At 41.2% G+C, this 16,551-nt stretch carries 15 protein-coding genes; 3 read left to right on the top strand and 12 right to left on the bottom strand.

Going from position 1 to position 16,551, the window contains the following annotated elements:
* Nucleotides 1-113 precede the first annotated feature (113 nt).
* The gene (locus tag ABS301_RS20755; RefSeq protein WP_349674018.1) at nt 114-587 is read left to right on the top strand and encodes a helix-turn-helix domain-containing protein; all 474 of its coding nucleotides are present in this window, start codon (nt 114-116) and stop codon (nt 585-587) included.
* Between the two features lie 60 nt (nt 588-647).
* Here ABS301_RS20755 and ABS301_RS20750 read toward each other — a convergent pair whose 3' ends face one another.
* Complete coding sequence (locus ABS301_RS20750) at nt 648-1,427, bottom strand: DUF4037 domain-containing protein (protein ID WP_349674017.1); 780 nt, start codon at nt 1,425-1,427, stop codon at nt 648-650.
* A 1-nt stretch (nt 1,428) separates the two neighbouring features.
* Entirely contained in the window at nt 1,429-2,403 is a 975-nt protein-coding gene (locus tag ABS301_RS20745; RefSeq protein ID WP_349674016.1) for a phosphotransferase, read from the bottom strand.
* A gap of 290 nt (nt 2,404-2,693) precedes the next feature.
* Here ABS301_RS20745 and ABS301_RS20740 point away from each other — a divergent pair, with 290 nt between their 5' ends.
* Together ABS301_RS20740 and ABS301_RS20735 are read left to right on the top strand one after the other, a co-directional pair.
* Nucleotides 2,694-4,718 carry a KUP/HAK/KT family potassium transporter gene (locus ABS301_RS20740; RefSeq protein ID WP_349674015.1) on the top strand — a complete coding sequence of 675 codons (2,025 nt, stop codon included), beginning with the start codon at nt 2,694-2,696 and terminating at the stop codon, nt 4,716-4,718.
* Between the two features lie 124 nt (nt 4,719-4,842).
* Entirely contained in the window at nt 4,843-5,919 is a 1,077-nt protein-coding gene (locus tag ABS301_RS20735; protein ID WP_349674014.1) for a lactonase family protein, read from the top strand.
* Between the two features lie 72 nt (nt 5,920-5,991).
* On the opposite strand, the gene ABS301_RS20730 is transcribed toward ABS301_RS20735, so the two are convergent.
* From ABS301_RS20730 to ABS301_RS20685, 10 genes are all read right to left on the bottom strand, one after another.
* Nucleotides 5,992-6,396: a cupin domain-containing protein gene (locus tag ABS301_RS20730; protein WP_349674013.1), complete on the bottom strand. Its 405-nt coding sequence runs from the start codon at nt 6,394-6,396 to the stop codon at nt 5,992-5,994.
* A 36-nt stretch (nt 6,397-6,432) separates the two neighbouring features.
* The gene (locus tag ABS301_RS20725) at nt 6,433-6,882 is read right to left on the bottom strand and encodes a PTS sugar transporter subunit IIA (RefSeq protein WP_349674012.1); all 450 of its coding nucleotides are present in this window, start codon (nt 6,880-6,882) and stop codon (nt 6,433-6,435) included.
* A 12-nt stretch (nt 6,883-6,894) separates the two neighbouring features.
* Nucleotides 6,895-8,841, bottom strand: coding sequence for a BglG family transcription antiterminator (locus tag ABS301_RS20720; protein WP_349674011.1), 1,947 nt, complete (start codon nt 8,839-8,841; stop codon nt 6,895-6,897).
* Nucleotides 8,842-8,857: 16 nt separating this feature from the next.
* On the bottom strand, nt 8,858-9,742 hold the full coding sequence (locus ABS301_RS20715; protein WP_349674010.1) for a class II fructose-bisphosphate aldolase: 885 nt from the start codon (nt 9,740-9,742) through the stop codon (nt 8,858-8,860).
* 30 nt (nt 9,743-9,772) lie between these two features.
* On the bottom strand, nt 9,773-10,879 hold the full coding sequence (locus ABS301_RS20710; protein WP_349674009.1) for a PTS fructose transporter subunit IIC: 1,107 nt from the start codon (nt 10,877-10,879) through the stop codon (nt 9,773-9,775).
* A 22-nt stretch (nt 10,880-10,901) separates the two neighbouring features.
* The gene (locus ABS301_RS20705) at nt 10,902-11,210 is read right to left on the bottom strand and encodes a PTS fructose transporter subunit IIB (RefSeq protein WP_314462961.1); all 309 of its coding nucleotides are present in this window, start codon (nt 11,208-11,210) and stop codon (nt 10,902-10,904) included.
* Nucleotides 11,211-11,398: 188 nt separating this feature from the next.
* Nucleotides 11,399-13,963, bottom strand: coding sequence for a transglutaminase domain-containing protein (locus ABS301_RS20700; RefSeq protein ID WP_349674008.1), 2,565 nt, complete (start codon nt 13,961-13,963; stop codon nt 11,399-11,401).
* Nucleotides 13,964-14,024: 61 nt separating this feature from the next.
* On the bottom strand, nt 14,025-14,786 hold the full coding sequence (locus tag ABS301_RS20695) for a DeoR/GlpR family DNA-binding transcription regulator (RefSeq protein ID WP_349674007.1): 762 nt from the start codon (nt 14,784-14,786) through the stop codon (nt 14,025-14,027).
* Nucleotides 14,765-15,532 (bottom strand): copper homeostasis protein CutC, encoded by a 768-nt coding sequence (locus ABS301_RS20690; RefSeq protein ID WP_349674122.1) that lies wholly within the window; start codon nt 15,530-15,532, stop codon nt 14,765-14,767. The genes ABS301_RS20695 and ABS301_RS20690 overlap by 22 nt, the downstream gene beginning before the upstream one ends.
* 38 nt (nt 15,533-15,570) lie before the next feature.
* Entirely contained in the window at nt 15,571-16,539 is a 969-nt protein-coding gene (locus tag ABS301_RS20685) for an ABC transporter ATP-binding protein (protein WP_349674006.1), read from the bottom strand.
* Between the last annotated feature and the right edge of the window lie 12 nt (nt 16,540-16,551).

Here is a 16,551-nt window from a genome sequence, read left to right as displayed (position 1 = left end):
TGCACAGTTAGAAACCGCATTAACGCCATTCTGTTAATTGCATATTTGCGTCTTAACATGTTGCGTTTTTGCAACATTAATGATATGATACATTCAAAAGGAGGTGTGGTAAGATGTCAATAATTGGTCAAAGAATTAAGCAAAGAAGAAAACAATTAAATATGAGCGCAGATGATGTGGCAAGTCTTTTAGGGATTTCAAGATCTACTGTTTTCAGATATGAAAACGGCCGTATCCGAAAAGTTCCTGCAGACATTCTGGAAAAACTAGCAGAGATCTTAATGACGACTCCGGCATATTTAATAGAAAGTCATGATTATTATATTGATAAGTCAGCTCAGGACATTGACCTTTCAATACGACAGAACAATACCTTTAAGTTTGATGATAACATAATACTGAAGGAAACAGCTTATAACTACCGCACAGACAATCCATATCAATCCGCCGATAAGAATATCCTCTCTGACGACAACATTAAGATAGCCGCCATGACTGAGATTTATTTATCGTTGAATGATGAAGAAAAGAAGAGAGCCTATAATTTTTTTAAAGACATATCAAAACAGTCTAAACTGGAGAAATAAGTTGACCATATGGCTGGTTTTATATTTCTGCACTTAATTATAGTTTCCTGCCTTTTCAATTTACCCAGCCAGTAATTCCAGTTCCTTTACTGATTCCTCTATGGTATCACTGGAAGCCGCCAATTCAAGAATCCTTAAAAGCCTGCTATAACAATGCTCGGGTTTATTTTCAAACCTCTGGATATACCCCTCAATTCTTTTTCGGCTGGGAAAATATGTATGATTCAGTGCATAAAGAGCCTGAAGCAGATGATCCAATGAATTTTCCAAAACCTGATGATAAAAAAGAACCTCTTTTCTCAAAATCGCTCTGCCCAGGTCCTCCTCATTCAGCACGCGTGAGATATGATATTGAAACAGCTTATGAAACAGTTCTGACGGATATTTCTTCACCATTGCTTTTATCTCTGACCAGACAGAATCCTCTTCATATAAGATATGAATGGTCTCCACGCTGGACAATCTTCCCGTAGGATAAAAGCCCCCTGCCATACCAAGATGTTTTCCCTGTAAAGTCTCTTTCAAATACTCCGTCATCTCTTTTACGGTAAAATACATAGGCATAACTTCTATTTCTTCAATTATTAATATATCCCCATACCCCCACATACCGCCATTGCATACATTCATGGTACATTCTGAGTATTCTCCAGCAAAAGAAGCATAGATCCGTTCCCGTTCTTCTTTCTCCGGAATATCCGTACAAAGAACAAACAAATCAATATCACTTTTCCCAGGGACCAATATTGCATTTATGTCGCCAGTCTGTGCGATCCCTTTCACATCTTTACATTTTGATATCTTACACACAAGCCTATCTTTTATCTGCAGAACATTCATATCAAATTCCTCTCCCAGCCGCCTGCTGCCCCACTACCTCTTTAAGTAATCCATTAAAATACTGAATCATTCCATTTACATCGTCCATATCGTAATAATCTTTTAACTTTAACTGTATCGCTCCTGACAAATTGTTCAGGCAATGCCCAATACGATAGAACTCCATCCGATCTGAATCTAAATCTATTTCCAGATTTTCCAGCAGACTGCCAAACCGGATATTTAAAAAGCTTATTTCCTCCTCCAAATCACAATATTTGCCTCCCTCAATGTCAATTAAGTAAGCATTGTCATATTTATCAACCAGAACATGATTTGGTCCCAGCTCACCATGAATAAAGGTATACTCCTGCCTTTTCTCCATAATCTTTGACAGTCTGAGCAATTTATCCCATACTCCCATATACAATTCTTTATTGCTGTCATCTGCTGCCTTTAAATATTCAATATTCTTTTGCGCGGCTTTAAGGGAATATTTTAGAACATCGAATTCTTCCGTTTGCATTCGGTTTAACTGTCCCACAAAGTCACTCTTTATTTTATGCAGGTTTCTAATACTGGTTTCTAAAGAACTTAATGCTCTGGGCAATCGGTCTTCCTGCTGCGCAATAATATTATCCATATCAGTTCCATCTATGTATTCTGCAAAAGCATAATCATAATCCTGTTCTCCTTTACTTCGATCCATAAAGTATAGCTTTGGTGTGAGCACCTTATGTTGTAACATCAAATTATTGTTTAATTCAAACAATAGAGAGCTGCTGGACGAAAAAATATCCTCCTCATTATAAGTAAAATACGATGTGCTTTTATCCCATATGTAGATAACAAAGCATAACCCATTTTCAGTCTCTGCCAGATATGTATGCTTTTGTGCACCTCCCAGAATTCTTGTCATTCGATTCAGAATAAATGAGTCTCCAAAAACAACCTTTGTTTTTAACTTCATGAACTGTTGCACCTTATCTGTATCCATATCGTTTTCCTTTCTCCATATATTCCCTTTTCTGTAACAAACTTATCACTAAAGCTAATAGAATTCAAGCTTTCTTAACGGATCCTTTATTGACATCCCATTTTGTTTTTTGTAAAATACCCCATAGTTCACAGAAATGTGATCCGCTGCTGCATCATGACGATTATTATTTCGGCTATTAAAGCATACTATAATCAGCGCCGTGAGAAAGTAACAAGACTTTTGTTGTGATATTTACTTTGCAGCAAAGGTTTTTTTGATTTGAAAAAAATATATAAAAAGAGGATAACATGGAATTAATATCAAAGAAATCAAGTATTTCTAAATTAACACTTGGAGGAATCATGGTAACATTAGGTGTTGTATATGGAGATATCGGTACATCACCGCTTTACGTAATGAAATCTGTATTATATGGAAACGGGGGGATTCAAACTGTCTCCGAAGATTTTATTCTTGGAACCCTGTCCCTGGTATTTTGGACACTCACCATATTAACAAGCATAAAATACGTATTTATAACACTAAGAGCTGACAATAATGGAGAAGGCGGTATCTTTTCCCTTTTTACACTGGTCAGAAGCCGCTCAAGATGGCTGATTATCCCCGCAATGATCGGAGGTTCCGCGCTGTTAGCAGACGGTATGCTTACTCCGGCAGTAACCGTGACTTCCGCTGTTGAGGGTCTGAAACTGCTTCCAGTCTTTCACGAGCTTTTTGGTGACAATCAGGGAAATATCATTGCCCTGGTTATCTTCATAATCTGTATTCTGTTTTTTATTCAACACATTGGTACAGATTCCATTGGTAAACTGTTCGGCCCTATCATGTTTTTGTGGTTCTGCAGCCTGGCATTTTTTGGTGTGATCAATCTCGCGCAAAATCCTTCTCTGCTGCGTGCATTGTCACCCCATTATGCAATTAATACCCTTTTCAGTCCCGACAATAAACTTGGTTTTTTTATTCTGGGCAGCATATTCTTATGCTCTACTGGTGCGGAAGCACTATACTCTGATCTGGGACATGTAGGCAGAAAGAACATTTACTTTACCTGGCCATTTGTTAAAATATGTTTATTACTCAATTATTTCGGTCAGGGTGCATGGATTTTATCCTCAAAAAGCAATCCGGTATTTGCTCTGACAGAAGACATTAATCCATTTTACCAGATGATTCCCCATGGTATGCTTGTTTACGGCATCTTAATTTCTACCCTTGCTGCCATCATAGCTTCTCAGGCCCTGATATCAGGTTCCTTTACACTTGTATCAGAAGCAATTAAACTGAATCTGTTTCCCAGACTCCATACCATATACCCCTCCCCTTCCAAGGGACAGCTTTATATTCCTGCAATCAACCGGATTTTATGGATTGTCTGTATTGGAATTGTATTCTACTTTCAAAGCTCTGAGAAAATGGAGTCAGCCTATGGTCTTGCAATAACAGTTACCATGCTCATGACAACTGTTCTTCTGTATAACTATATGCTTAAGAAGAAAACACCCATTCTGCTTGCAGACATTATGCTTGTCTTCTTTATGAGTTTTGAAATTTCTTTCTTTATTGCAAATATTGTTAAGTTTTTCCATGGCGGATTTGTAGCCATTATCATTGCCGTATCAATTTTATTTATTATGTATCTCTGGGACAGAGCTCATGTGATCCGGGTGCGCTATGAGGAATTTGTGCCCCTTGATAATTATTTAAAACTACTGACTCAGTTAAGCCGGGATCCAGACGTTCCCAAGTATGCCAGCAATCTTGTGTGCTTAAGCAAATGTCCAAATTCAAAGGAAATTGAACGTAAAATATTATATTTTCTTTTAGACAAACGGCCCAAAAAAGCCGATATTTACTGGTTCGTAGATGTTAACGTAACCGATGAACCCTATCAGGCAGAATATACAGTTGAAAAATTCAATACAAACAACATTATAAAAATTCAGTTAAAACTGGGCTTTCGTATTGATCAGAACCTGAATGTGTTTTTGCGGCAGATATCAACGGAGCTGGTGGAAAACGGGGAAATTGAACCCCAGTCAAACAGCTACTCCATTCTTCCCAACCGAAAGCTGGGAGATTTCAGATTTGTATTTATCCAGGAGATTTTATCTCACGATGCCACGTTATCAGCCTGGGACTCTTTCGTTTTAAACACAAAACTGTTTATACAGAAATTCACAGCTTCCCCCTCAAACTGGTTCGGACTTGACACCAGTGATGTCTATATTGAAAGAGTTCCTATGTTCCTTGGACATTCAAACCGGGTTATCTTAAAAAGAGTAGAGGGAAAAATGATAAAAAATAAAAAGTAAAGGGCTCTTATAAAATAAATCCGCAGGAAATTTCATACACATTCAAAGCATATATTAATACTAGTATGCCTTCATATTGAATATGTTTTTATTGCATAATAAATTATAGAGGGAGTGGCGATAATTGTATGATACAATCAACTGCAGATATAAAAATATAATTTACTCTATGACAAATGCTGCTGACAATAACGAAGTTATAGCCATTAAACTGGATTCTTATCTTAATACCATTCATGTGACGTCTTACCAGACAGGCGGCAAAGGCACCGGAGCCCCAAAAGAAGACCCCCTAAGTTCACAGGGAGCTGTCATACTATCTCCTGATGAACATTTTCTATTCGTAGTAAATGCAGGAAGCAACAGCATCTCCAGCTTCAGGATTACCAGTTCAGGTGCATTGGTTCTGGCAGATGTGAAACCCTCCGGCGGAATCCAGCCAATCAGTCTGGCAGCCCATCACGGTGTTCTTTATGCCGCTAATGCAGGCAATGGAAGCAGCATAGCCTCTAATATCATGGGTTTTCAGGTAGATGCCAACGGCATACTTACTGAAATTGCAGGTTATTCAAAACAATTAAGTTCAACGCAAGCCAAACCTGCATGCATTGTCACTAATTATAGTGGTGAAATTATCGTTGTCACAGAGCTGGATACGAATCTTCTCAGTACATTCATCGTACAGACCGACGGGTCTCTATACGGCCCCATTATCAGCAATTCCAGCGGATCCGGGCCTTTTGGTGCAGTTTTTTTAACCAATGAGATTCTGCTGGTTGCAGAAGCCGGTACAAATGCAATATCCTCTTACAGAGTTAATCTTGATGGAACTCTGTCTGTAATCAGCCCATCGGTTCTAAATTATCAGAAAGCTACTTGTTGGATCTCACTTTCTGAAAACCGAAGATATGCCTATACCTCCAATGCCGGAAGTAACACCATATCCGCGTATGAGGTCGATTGCTTCGGACATATGAGTGTTTCTAATATCAGCTACAGCACAAACAATGGAATGGGTTCGCCAATTGACAGCAGCGTTTGCGCCGATGACCTGTATGTTCTTAACGGAAACGAAGGCTCTATCAGCGTTTTCCATATAGACCAGGGGTGCAGATTAACCAGAACAACAGTATTGGGAGATACCTTTCTGCCAAGTATCGGATCACAAGGTTTAGCCACTTTATGCTTTGCAGATAATTAGATTACAGCTAAAAAGGCGCTGCCTGTCAACTTGACAAAGCAGCGCCATTACATATACTCCCCAGTATTGTAATTACTTTATTTGATTTTTCAGAAAGGATACCTCTTCTTTTGTCAAATCCCTTAAATCTGAGTTTTCCATAGATGTATCACTATTTTCTATCAGCAGTAATTTTGCCTCTTTCGTCATAATCGTATTATGCCAAAGTGTAGGTGGAATCTGATACACTGCATGTGGTCTCATCTCAACAGTTTCCATATTCAGGTCTTTCCCCTCTTCTGCAGCATAGACAAGAGTACAGCTTCCATTCAGTAAAACGAACAGCTCATCTGTGCAATTATGTCTTTCAAGATTTCCGATCTGTTCAATATCATTGGCCGGTTTCCAGTTCTTGATTCCTACTGTCCACTGAGAATTTTCATAAACTCTTTTCAGAGCCTCTCCATCATACTGTATTTCTGATATTTTCATCTGCATTCGTTCCTCATTCCCGATTACTTCATGTATTTTCTATTACTCAAAAGCCTTTGTAAGATCAGAAAAGGTTTTGCAGGCCTCCAGCTTTTCCATCGTCTGCTCATTCCCAAGTTTTCCGGCCAGTTCAGATAACAGCTTTAAATGAACCGTTGCATTTTCATTATCAGACGGTACTGCAAACAGAAATATATAATGAACCGGCTGTTCATCATAAGACTCCCATGTAATCATGTTTTTTGTCTTACCTATTGCGATTCCGACCTTTTCTACGAAATCAGACTTTCCATGAGGAATTGCCACATGATTTCCAATTCCTGTAATCCCTTCGCTTTCTCTTACAAATACGTCCTTTACGAATCCATCAATATCAGTGACATATCCTGCTTTATAAAGCAGACCCGAGAGAAACCGGATAGCCGATTCCTTATCTTCCGCCACCATATCCAAATCAATAACCTCTTTATCTAAAATAGCCTTCACAGCCATATTTTCACTCCTCTACTTAATAAAGTACTGGTATAAATCCAGTCCAGTCTTCACCTGACGTATCTGTTTCATGAATTCATCATTTTCAGTCAGGGAAATGAAATCCTTGTAAAACTGCTGGGTACATGCTTTTTGCAAATCCGTATCCATTTTTAGTGCCAGAAGAAATACCACATCTACCATATCCTCATGCCACCCGATGGGCTTCTCCAAAACTGCTACTACCACTCTGGATTCATTGACTGCCTGGTTATTACCGTGTGGAATTGCCACGCCTCCCCCAACAGCAGTTGTTGTTGCTTTCTCCCTGTCCATTACATTTTTTAAATAATCCTCAGATACATCACCAGACTCCAGCAGCTGGTTCACCATAAGCCGAAGGAGTTCATCTTTATTTTTAACAGCGGGATGAACCAGCATATAACCTGCGCGAAACAGCTGATGGCAGATGCTGGAAGCCCGAAAACGCATATTTCCTTTGCTGTTTCGAATTCGGGTCACCGCTTCTCTGATAGAAAATATGTCCTTATCCGTAGGAGCCTGTCCAATGCTGATCATTCTGTCATGACTGTGTTTTAAATTTATATTTGTAAAAACAACATCATAGCGGTCACACATAAACGGCTTAAAATCATGTTCACTGATTGCTTTTACGAAAATAATCTCAGGAATATTCTTTTTTATCAGATCAATCATTAGCTGGGAAGGCCCCATTCCTGAATTACTGACCAATAGTGCTTTCATGGGTATAGTTTTCCGGACAAGGGCTGACTGGATATACAGTGCAATGTTTGATATTTCATCCTCGGTGATCTGCACCCCGTAATAAGATTCAAAAAGAGAGCTTGTTGACCATGTTGCCAGATACACCTGCTTGTACTCTATTTTTACAAATTTACTGATATTATCGGGATGCTCCTCACCATATTTCATTCTGAAAATAGCAGAACGCATATGCATCAGCAATCCATCATACAGCACCTTATCTTCGGATAAATCATCATTTAAAACACTGGCAATTGTGCTGATCACTTCTCCCACAAACTTCTGCAGCAGCTGATTGAAATAGCTGGGATTTGTGCGCATATTTTCTGTACCGTCATTTCCAATCTTTCTGGCAGACAGCAGCATGGAGGTAAGCAGCAGGGTATCCTCATCCATCCCCTGAATGGAAAACTCTGATTTCACCTTATCATAGATTGATTTTGCAAACAGATATTCTGCAAAATCCCTTAAGCTGTCTTCTGTCTCACTCTCATCTTGTTTTAGAGGATGGGCAGCTCTCTTGATGGACAAACACACCATAATCCAGGCAGTCCGGAATGAATTCTCGGCAAACTGTATTCTCCATGCATTTTCCATATCCACAATAATACTCTTTACCCTTGCATAATTCACCCCTGCTGCATAAGTCTCAAAAAGGGCATCCGTGATTTCCGGCATAATATAAACCATATAATTTACCATGGCCTGCCTGTAGTTTTTTTCATCACCCTGAAGCATGATCCCTTTGCCCCGCACAGTCACAATCTTTATATTATATTTTTGAAACCAGCCTTCCACAGACTTTACAAGAACAGACACCGTAGGCGCACTCATATACAGGCGTTCCGCCAGCTGCCAAAGAGTAACCGGTTTATCCATGGCATACTTTAAAAGCATTCCAATCATCTGATTGTTTCTTGACATATCCTCAGTTATTTCCGTGCTCTCAGAATACCCCATTGCAAGCAGTTCCGTACGCCTTGTCGTATACAGACAAACACCAAGCCCCGGTTTCTTCTCTATATGCCCCAGTTCCTTTTGCTGCAGCCATTCATCCACCTGGTCCACCCTGGTTCTGGCAGTTTTTACCGAAACTCCAAGCAGATCAGCCAGTCTGGATACCGGGATATTTTCATTGTCCAAAAGAGCTTTCAGTATTTTATTTAAGTATGCCTTCTCACCTGCGTTACTCATTTATTCTCCATTTTATTTATTCATTTCCCGTTGCAATGGCATCTAAGAACTTATATCGGTTTGCAGAACCAAGAATTTCCATATAATTCATTACAAATTCCTTTATTCCTTTTTCCGCTTCCATACACATATGCATATAGTCCATATCAGGCTCCCGTTCAAGAGCCGCCATCATTGCCTTTTTGCCTGTGGAAAATGCGTCAGTAGCTACATTTACTTTATTAATTCCGCATTCAATGGCCTTTTTTAAATTTTCTTCTCCAGAACCGGACCCCCCGTGAAGTACCAGCGGTACATTAACGGTTTCCTTTAACAATTTTAACCGGTCAAAGTCCAGCTTTGGAATTTTACCTTTTGGGTAGTCCCCATGGGCAGTCCCCACCGCTACGGCCAGTGCGTCAACACCAGTTCTATTTACAAAATCCAGTGCCTGATGGGGATTCGTATAAAGGTCCAGATTGGTATCGTCAGAATCCACCGCCATGCCAACATGTCCCAATTCTCCCTCTACGGAGCATCCCACTGCATGTGCCATTGCCACCACCACTGCGGTTCTCTCAATATTATCTTCATAAGACAGGGACGAACCATCAAACATGATATTGGTAAATCCCCGGTTGATACAGTCTGCAATAATCTGATAATCCGTCGCATGATCAAGATTTAATGCAATCGGAACCGATACCCTCTCTGCAAGTTCCCTGATCATGGGAAGCATTTCCTCCGCATGTGCATGATTTTTCATCTGTCCGCATCCAAACTGGATAATCATGGGGGAATAGGCCTCCTGGGCTGCTGTAATCGCACCTCTCACCATCTCCATATTGATACTGTTCATGGCCATTACCGCATAATGATGTTTATTGGCATGATCCAGAATTTTTTTCATTGAAGTTAACATAATACTTATTCCTCCATTTTACTTTTACGTCTACTGTACTTCGATATTAAAATCGAAATCTTCATCTTCTTTTATATTCGTATCCTGTTCATTTAAAGGTTTCTTAATAAATGCGTAAATCACACCGGTAAGTACAGAACCTATAATAAGAGCTATAATAAATACAAGAGGATTCTTCATCATGGGAACAACAAAGATTCCGCCTGCTGCTGCAGGGCTTTCACAACCAAATCCTACGGCAATTGCTCCGGCAACTGCGGAACCAATAACGGATGCTGGTATAAAACGCAGAGGGTCTGATGCTGCAAATGGCAAAACACCTTCTGTAATAAAGCATAATCCCATTGGAAATGCCGCTTTTCCAGCTTCCCGCTGGTCTGCACTAAACTTTTTCTTTGCAATGAGCGTAGAGATAAATGCCCCGATTGGCGGTGTCATACCACCAATAATTTTTGCTGCTGCCGGTCCCATAATCTTGTCTGCCAACAATGCATTTGCTGCCATAGAAGCTGTTTTATTCACAGGACCGCCTAAGTCAAATCCCATACAGAATCCAATAACACCACCAATTATGCCCTTCGCTCCACCATTTAATGTGATAATCCACGCCTGGAATTTTGTCATTAGGAACGACATTGGTATTGAGAACACACAAAGGAATATCATACCGCACACCAGAGTTGAAATAAGAGGAATCAGCATTACTGGCATAAGTCCCTGACACCATTTGGGAACTCTCCACTTTTTCATCCAGTTTATAAAGGAACCAATAATGAAGGACATCAGTAATCCGCCCAGAAAGCCCGCCTTAGACTGTGACGAACAATAACCGATAACCAGACCAGGCATAATTCCGGGACGTCCGGAGATTGAATACGCAACGCCCGCTGTCATGACTGCAACAGCAAAATCCATTGCAAATGTACCGATCTTATTTACACCCCACCAGAATCCCAGCCACGTAAACGGATTTAAATTACTAAAAGGGGTTGCCCCGGCCTCTACTGCATTACCAATATCATATCCTCCCAAAGCTTTAGCCAGTGCGCACAGCAAACCGCCTGCAACAACAAATGGTATCATGTAGGATATACCCGTCATAACATGACGCTGAATATTATTCTTTTTACTATTCATTTTTTTACCCTCTCCTTTTGCACTATCTCTCTAATTTTTCGTGTGTTTTCTTTATTACACCTTTCGCAGATTTCATAACAAGGCTGATGGGAATCTCAATCACCGGTTTCCCCTTAAAACGGTCTTTGGTAATTCCAATATCTGCAGCAATGATAACCACATCTGCTTCAGCTATGTCCTCAGGTGTAAGTGCATTCTCAATTCCGATAGATCCCTGGGTTTCTATCTTAATTTCATCCCCCATTTCCCTCGCTGCTCCCTCCAGCTTTTCTTTTGCAATGTAAGTATGAGCAATTCCTGCAATACATGCTGTTATTCCTACTATCTTCACTTTCCTGCCTCCTGTTCTCTCGTTTGTAATGATAATATCATCCTTTATTTAACCGGTGTAAAAGAACTTATGCCCTCAATTGTGGTAACTTTTTAGTAAAGCCTTAACCGGATTAACGCCTGTCATACTTTTTCCCCAATAAAAAAGAACCATCCTTCAGGACGGCCCTTTTATTTACAAACAGGTATTTACTTACTTAAGCACAGAAGCTTCTCCATCAGCGCCACACTACCCACATTGTAGCCGCTGCATGCATAAACTGCATTCAGCCCCGGTTTCGTGACAATTAAAAGTGGAAGCTTTTCAGGGTCTACATACATTTTACGAGCCAATGGCTCTACCCCCTCATCGAAATTAAAGTAACCCACCTTAATTTCGGGAATAGCTTTTAATACCTTTTGTAAGGTTCTATTATTTAATGAAAATTCTCCTTGCAGCAGAAAAATAATCTGGGCATTAAGCGTATTTAAGGAATCCTTTTGCTCCAGCATCTCGTTAAGAACGTGCTCGGTTGGCTCCTGCCCCTCAGATAAGACAGCCAGTATATTGGCCTTTTCCGCCATAAGTTCCGATGCAAAAACCGTATGATCGCCCACATGATCTTTCATGTTCACTTCAAAATCATTTATCACATAGTCAACCAGCATGTCCTCCATGCTTCCAGTCCTAAAGTGCATGGTGACCGCCTTACCTTCATTGGTTTTTAACTCAAATAGATATTCACTGGCATTTTGGTTTCCACTTGGGAGGCGGACGGAAGTAATAAGGCGGTATTCTCCAGGTGCTAAATCCAAGCTCAAAAAGCCTTCATTAAACTTTAACCCAGTATAATCCAAAGTTACAAACTGCCCCTCTTTTTTCATACCAATGGTCCAGGTCTGATAATAAACCGGCACAATGTCGGTATCTGCGTGTAATAGCAGTTTTCCCTTTTCTCCAGCCAGGTGTTTTGTTCCCTCTTCCGCTCCAGTCACAGATACAAAACCATCATTTTCATATATCTCCGCTTCCAGATTCACAGGGTTCACCCTGGCCGGAATTCCGAAACTACGGCAGATAGCAACAAATAATATTTTCTGACTGAGTGGATTGCCCTGTAAAAGCTTCAGGCTTCCAATGGGTGTTGAAAAAATTGTCTTGTAATCAAGCTTAGGTTCAAAACCTATGTTGTTCTTTATGTATTTCCAAATATCCCATGGGTTCCTCCGAAAATCTTCTTTCTCTTTTTCTCCGAAGAATTCATTGATAAACCCACGGTAATCCGTCATCTCTTCCAGCAATATTCTGGGACAGAGTATATACTTCCCATAAACCTCCAGTTTATCGCTTTCTTCCCAGGTCTTCCGGTACGGAGCCGCTCCCTTTAAATGACTTTCCAGGATGTCTGCGCTTGCATCCTTATAGTCCTTTACTGTCAGACTCTCCAGCATAATTTCCCGATCCGGGTTATTATCCCCATTCATAAACCTGTATATTTCATCAAAATTACCAGCCGATAACCGTAAAATATTATTCTTCTCCGGACTAGCAGAGACCTCTTCTCTGAAGTACTCTGCAATCCGATTTTCCCTCATCTGGTTTGCTTTGCTAATCCTGTCTCTGTTCTTTACTTTCTGCTCCTTTGTGAGTTGAAAGGCGTGCATCGGATAGTCCTTTGGAGCTCTGACATCCGTATCGACCCAAACGTCCCTCGAGGATTCCCCCTTTTCATCTCTCAGACACAGCACTGCATGATCTTCATCTTCTGGTGAAATCCATGCCTCACAGCTTAGTTTCCCTTTCCCTGCACGTACATGTATATCGCCCAGACCAATGGTAATCGTCACCTTACCCTGACTGTCCGTATATAAAGAAGCCACGCTGCAATATTCCGCCATATTAAGTATTTCTATAGAAACCAAAGCGTTTCCTACCGGATTACTCTCTTTATCAACCACCTGTATTTCATAAAGCCGGGTCCGGGCATAAGTGGCAGTTTCATTATAATAAACCAGTAAATCCTCCTGCCCAAGACACTCCGTCACCGTTTCACCTGAATAATCAGAAAAGGTTCTGGTATGCACCAGTAATGCCCTGGAAGAAGCATTGGTAAACCATCCCTTATTCAACACTTCCTCCGGCTCACAGGCGCCCAGAAAATGCCATTTTCCGTCCACGTATACTTCAACCCACGCATGATTGTCATCACAATGAGCCCATCTGGGTGTATATACCTGTCTTGCCGGTATGCCCACACTTCGGAAAGCCGTAACTGCAAAAGTGGATTCTTCTCCGCATCTGCCCTTTCCTGATTTATACACGGTTATAGGAGAGATCGTCCTGTTATCGGAGGACTCATAGGTTCCGTTTTCCGCACACCAGTAATTGATTTCCAGCACTGCATCTCTTACAGAAAGTCCTCTGACCCGGTCCATTAACTTATCATAAAAAAACTGACGGCAGTCTTCAATGTTTTCCGTATTGACCCTATAATATAATATATGATGTAAAAAGATATCTTCCGGAATCTCCCGGCACCATTCCATATGCTCATAAACCATAAGAGAATGCCTTACAAATCCCAGGAATACGTTAAAATCATATTCTCCGGCATCCCTTAGGGGCATGGTACCGTACAAAAATTTCATGAGCACCTGTTCTTCAAAACTACAGCCTTCCATGGCTTTCTCAACTTCCTCTTTTAAATCTTTTAAATAGGGAAGCCTGAGTTCATATTTTTCCTGGGCATACCTCTGCAAATGTTCTGTAAACATTACAAATTTTCCTCCGCGTAATCATCTCATTGTATTCTTCCATAAAGCCTTCATCAAACGATTAAAGGATAGTGACCCCGGCTGAATAAAGCCTTTTGCACGTAGCTTCATCTGGACTCGAATCAGTAATAATCCCATCGATGTCATCAAAATGGGCAAATTTATAGGAATCATTAAAATAAAATTTATCCTTTTCCATTACCAGATACTTATGCCTGCTGCTGGCAATGGCAGCTCTCTTTGTCAGCCCATCCTCTACCCCCAGAGTAGTAATGGAATTATCCGTAAGATCCAGTCCACAGGTTCCGATAAATGCCCGGTCGAAACTGTACTGTTTAATGATTTCAATGGCCGCCGCCCCCATAAAACCATTTACCGTGTGGTACATAATCCCTCCGGTTCCGATGGCAACGATACTTGGATTCACTGCCAGTGTCTGCATTATGTCAATCATATTTGTCACTACAGTTACCCGCTTATGAGATTTGGCAAGCAGATCCGCAACCATAATATTAGTCGTGGAAATATCCAGAAAAATGGTTTCATTCCCGCTTATGAGATCGAACGCTTTTTGGGCAATTAACATCTTTTTCTCAATATTGGTATCTCTTCGGTCAATTACATCCCGTTTCAATGGATAATCCTGGGATAACAAAGCTCCCCCGTAGGTTCTTTTCAGCTTTCCGGCATTTTCCAGGCTCTTTAAATCCTTTCTAATGCAATCCTCGGTCACCTGAAAAAGGGCACTTAAATCCTTTACCTTCACCATGCCTTCTGTCTGAAGAATCTGTAATATCCTGTCTAAACGTTCTTCCGTAAACATGCTTTTTCCTCCATTAATTTTTTTGCCCGGCGTATCTCTTCCTCCCTCGTGCGGAAGATATCGTATTCACCGATTCCCGGAATTCCCATGCTTACGTTCTCTTTCCGGTAAATCATCCCGCTGTCCACGATCTCCTTGCCTGACATATGAAAAATCCTGGCGCCTATCTCATCCATCAGACAGACCATTGTACTCACATTCACCCCGCTGCCAGCCATAATATCAATTTTGCCTGCTGCCTTACGGATCAGTTCCCCCAAAAGCTTTCTCCCCTCAAAGCAGGTATTCTGCTGCCCCGAGGTCAGAATGGTATCTGCTCCCGCCTCTATGGCTTCCTCAAGGCTTTTATAAGGGTCCCGGCACACATCGAAAGCACGGTGAAGAGTCAAACTTCCTTTCCCCACCTTTTCTTTCAGTACCTTCAACCGTTCCACATCAAGATTTCCATCTGGTTTTAAAAAGCCTGCCACGATACCATCTGCACCAAGCTCCCGAAACATCTGGGCATCCTCAGCAATCATCTGGAACTCATAATCTGTATACAAAAAGTCGCCATACCGGGGCCTTACCAGTACATTTATGGGAATATCACAGGCTTTGCGTATTTGCTTAAACTGGCTTACTCCAGGAGTAGTTCCTCCAATCACCAGATTCGCACAGAGCTCCAGCCTTTGGGCTCCTCCCCGTACTGCCGCTATTGCAGACTCCACAGAATCCACACAGACCTCCAAGATATAGTCTTTCATCATTTTCTCCTAACAATCTATTTTTCATTGCCATCCTGTTATTTCGCTTTATGGCATGCTGCAAAATGTCCCGGTCTCACTTCTTTCATCTCCGGTGCATTTTTACTGCAGAGTTCTTCCGCATAAGGGCATCGTCCGGCAAAGAGACACCCCTGTGTCAAACGGATGGGATCAGGAAGACTTCCTTCCAGCATGATCCGGTTCCGGTTCTTCTCCACATCCGGGTCAGGGATTGGAATTGCAGAAAGCAATGCCTGTGTATAAGGATGCACCGGATCATCAAACAAAGTCTCACTGTCCGCCAGTTCCACCATACTTCCCAGATACATAACGCCAATCCGGTCACTGATGTGTTTCACCATGGAAAGATCGTGGGCAATAAAGAGGTATGTAAGATTTCTCTTCTTTTGGAGCTCTTTCAGCAGATTAATTACCTGAGCCTGAATGGAAACATCAAGAGCGGATATGGGTTCATCACAGATTATAAACTCCGGATCAACAGCCAAGGCCCTGGCGATCCCCACTCTCTGCCGCTGTCCGCCAGAAAATTCATGAGGGAAACGGTTTGCATGCTCCTCAGAAAGCCCTACTGTTTCTAAAAGCTCAATCACCTTCTTTTTTCGTTCCTGTCCCTTAAAAATTCCGTGAGCGTCCATTCCCTCAGCAATAATATCCATTACCTTCATACGTGGATTTAAGGAAGCATAAGGATCCTGAAAAATCATCTGCATTTTCCTTGTAAATCTATGACGATCCGCCTGTGACAGGCTGTTATTAATTATCTGCCCATCATAAACAACCGTTCCTTCCGTGGGCTCATACAGCTGGATCACCGTCCGTCCAAAAGTAGACTTTCCGCATCCGCTCTCACCCACCAGCCCCAGCGTCTCTCCTTTATAAATATCCAGGCTGATATCTCTCACCGCTTTTAAGATCTGGTTTTTTCCCACATGAAAATACTTTTTCAAATGTTTTACTTCTAATAAAGGTTTCTTATCCGCCGACATTCTGATTTCCTC

The sequence above is a fragment of the Lacrimispora sp. genome, from assembly GCF_031982545.1.
GTDB lineage: Bacteria > Bacillota > Clostridia > Lachnospirales > Lachnospiraceae > Lacrimispora.
Note: the sequence above shows the minus strand (reverse complement) of the source record. Positions and strands in the feature narration are given on the sequence as shown.

Coding starts and splice junctions, on each gene's coding strand:
- ABS301_RS20690 (WP_349674122.1), bottom strand. CDS start 15,532: ATGAAAGACTATATCTTGGAGGTCTGTGTGGATTCTGTGGAGTCTGCA.
- ABS301_RS20755 (WP_349674018.1), top strand. CDS start 114: ATGTCAATAATTGGTCAAAGAATTAAGCAAAGAAGAAAACAATTAAAT.
- ABS301_RS20715 (WP_349674010.1), bottom strand. CDS start 9,742: ATGTTAACTTCAATGAAAAAAATTCTGGATCATGCCAATAAACATCAT.
- ABS301_RS20685 (WP_349674006.1), bottom strand. CDS start 16,539: ATGTCGGCGGATAAGAAACCTTTATTAGAAGTAAAACATTTGAAAAAG.
- ABS301_RS20695 (WP_349674007.1), bottom strand. CDS start 14,786: ATGTTTACGGAAGAACGTTTAGACAGGATATTACAGATTCTTCAGACA.
- ABS301_RS20730 (WP_349674013.1), bottom strand. CDS start 6,396: ATGCAGATGAAAATATCAGAAATACAGTATGATGGAGAGGCTCTGAAA.
- ABS301_RS20720 (WP_349674011.1), bottom strand. CDS start 8,841: ATGAGTAACGCAGGTGAGAAGGCATACTTAAATAAAATACTGAAAGCT.
- ABS301_RS20750 (WP_349674017.1), bottom strand. CDS start 1,427: ATGAATGTTCTGCAGATAAAAGATAGGCTTGTGTGTAAGATATCAAAA.
- ABS301_RS20725 (WP_349674012.1), bottom strand. CDS start 6,882: ATGGCTGTGAAGGCTATTTTAGATAAAGAGGTTATTGATTTGGATATG.
- ABS301_RS20700 (WP_349674008.1), bottom strand. CDS start 13,963: ATGTTTACAGAACATTTGCAGAGGTATGCCCAGGAAAAATATGAACTC.
- ABS301_RS20740 (WP_349674015.1), top strand. CDS start 2,694: ATGGAATTAATATCAAAGAAATCAAGTATTTCTAAATTAACACTTGGA.
- ABS301_RS20745 (WP_349674016.1), bottom strand. CDS start 2,403: ATGGATACAGATAAGGTGCAACAGTTCATGAAGTTAAAAACAAAGGTT.
- ABS301_RS20710 (WP_349674009.1), bottom strand. CDS start 10,879: ATGAATAGTAAAAAGAATAATATTCAGCGTCATGTTATGACGGGTATA.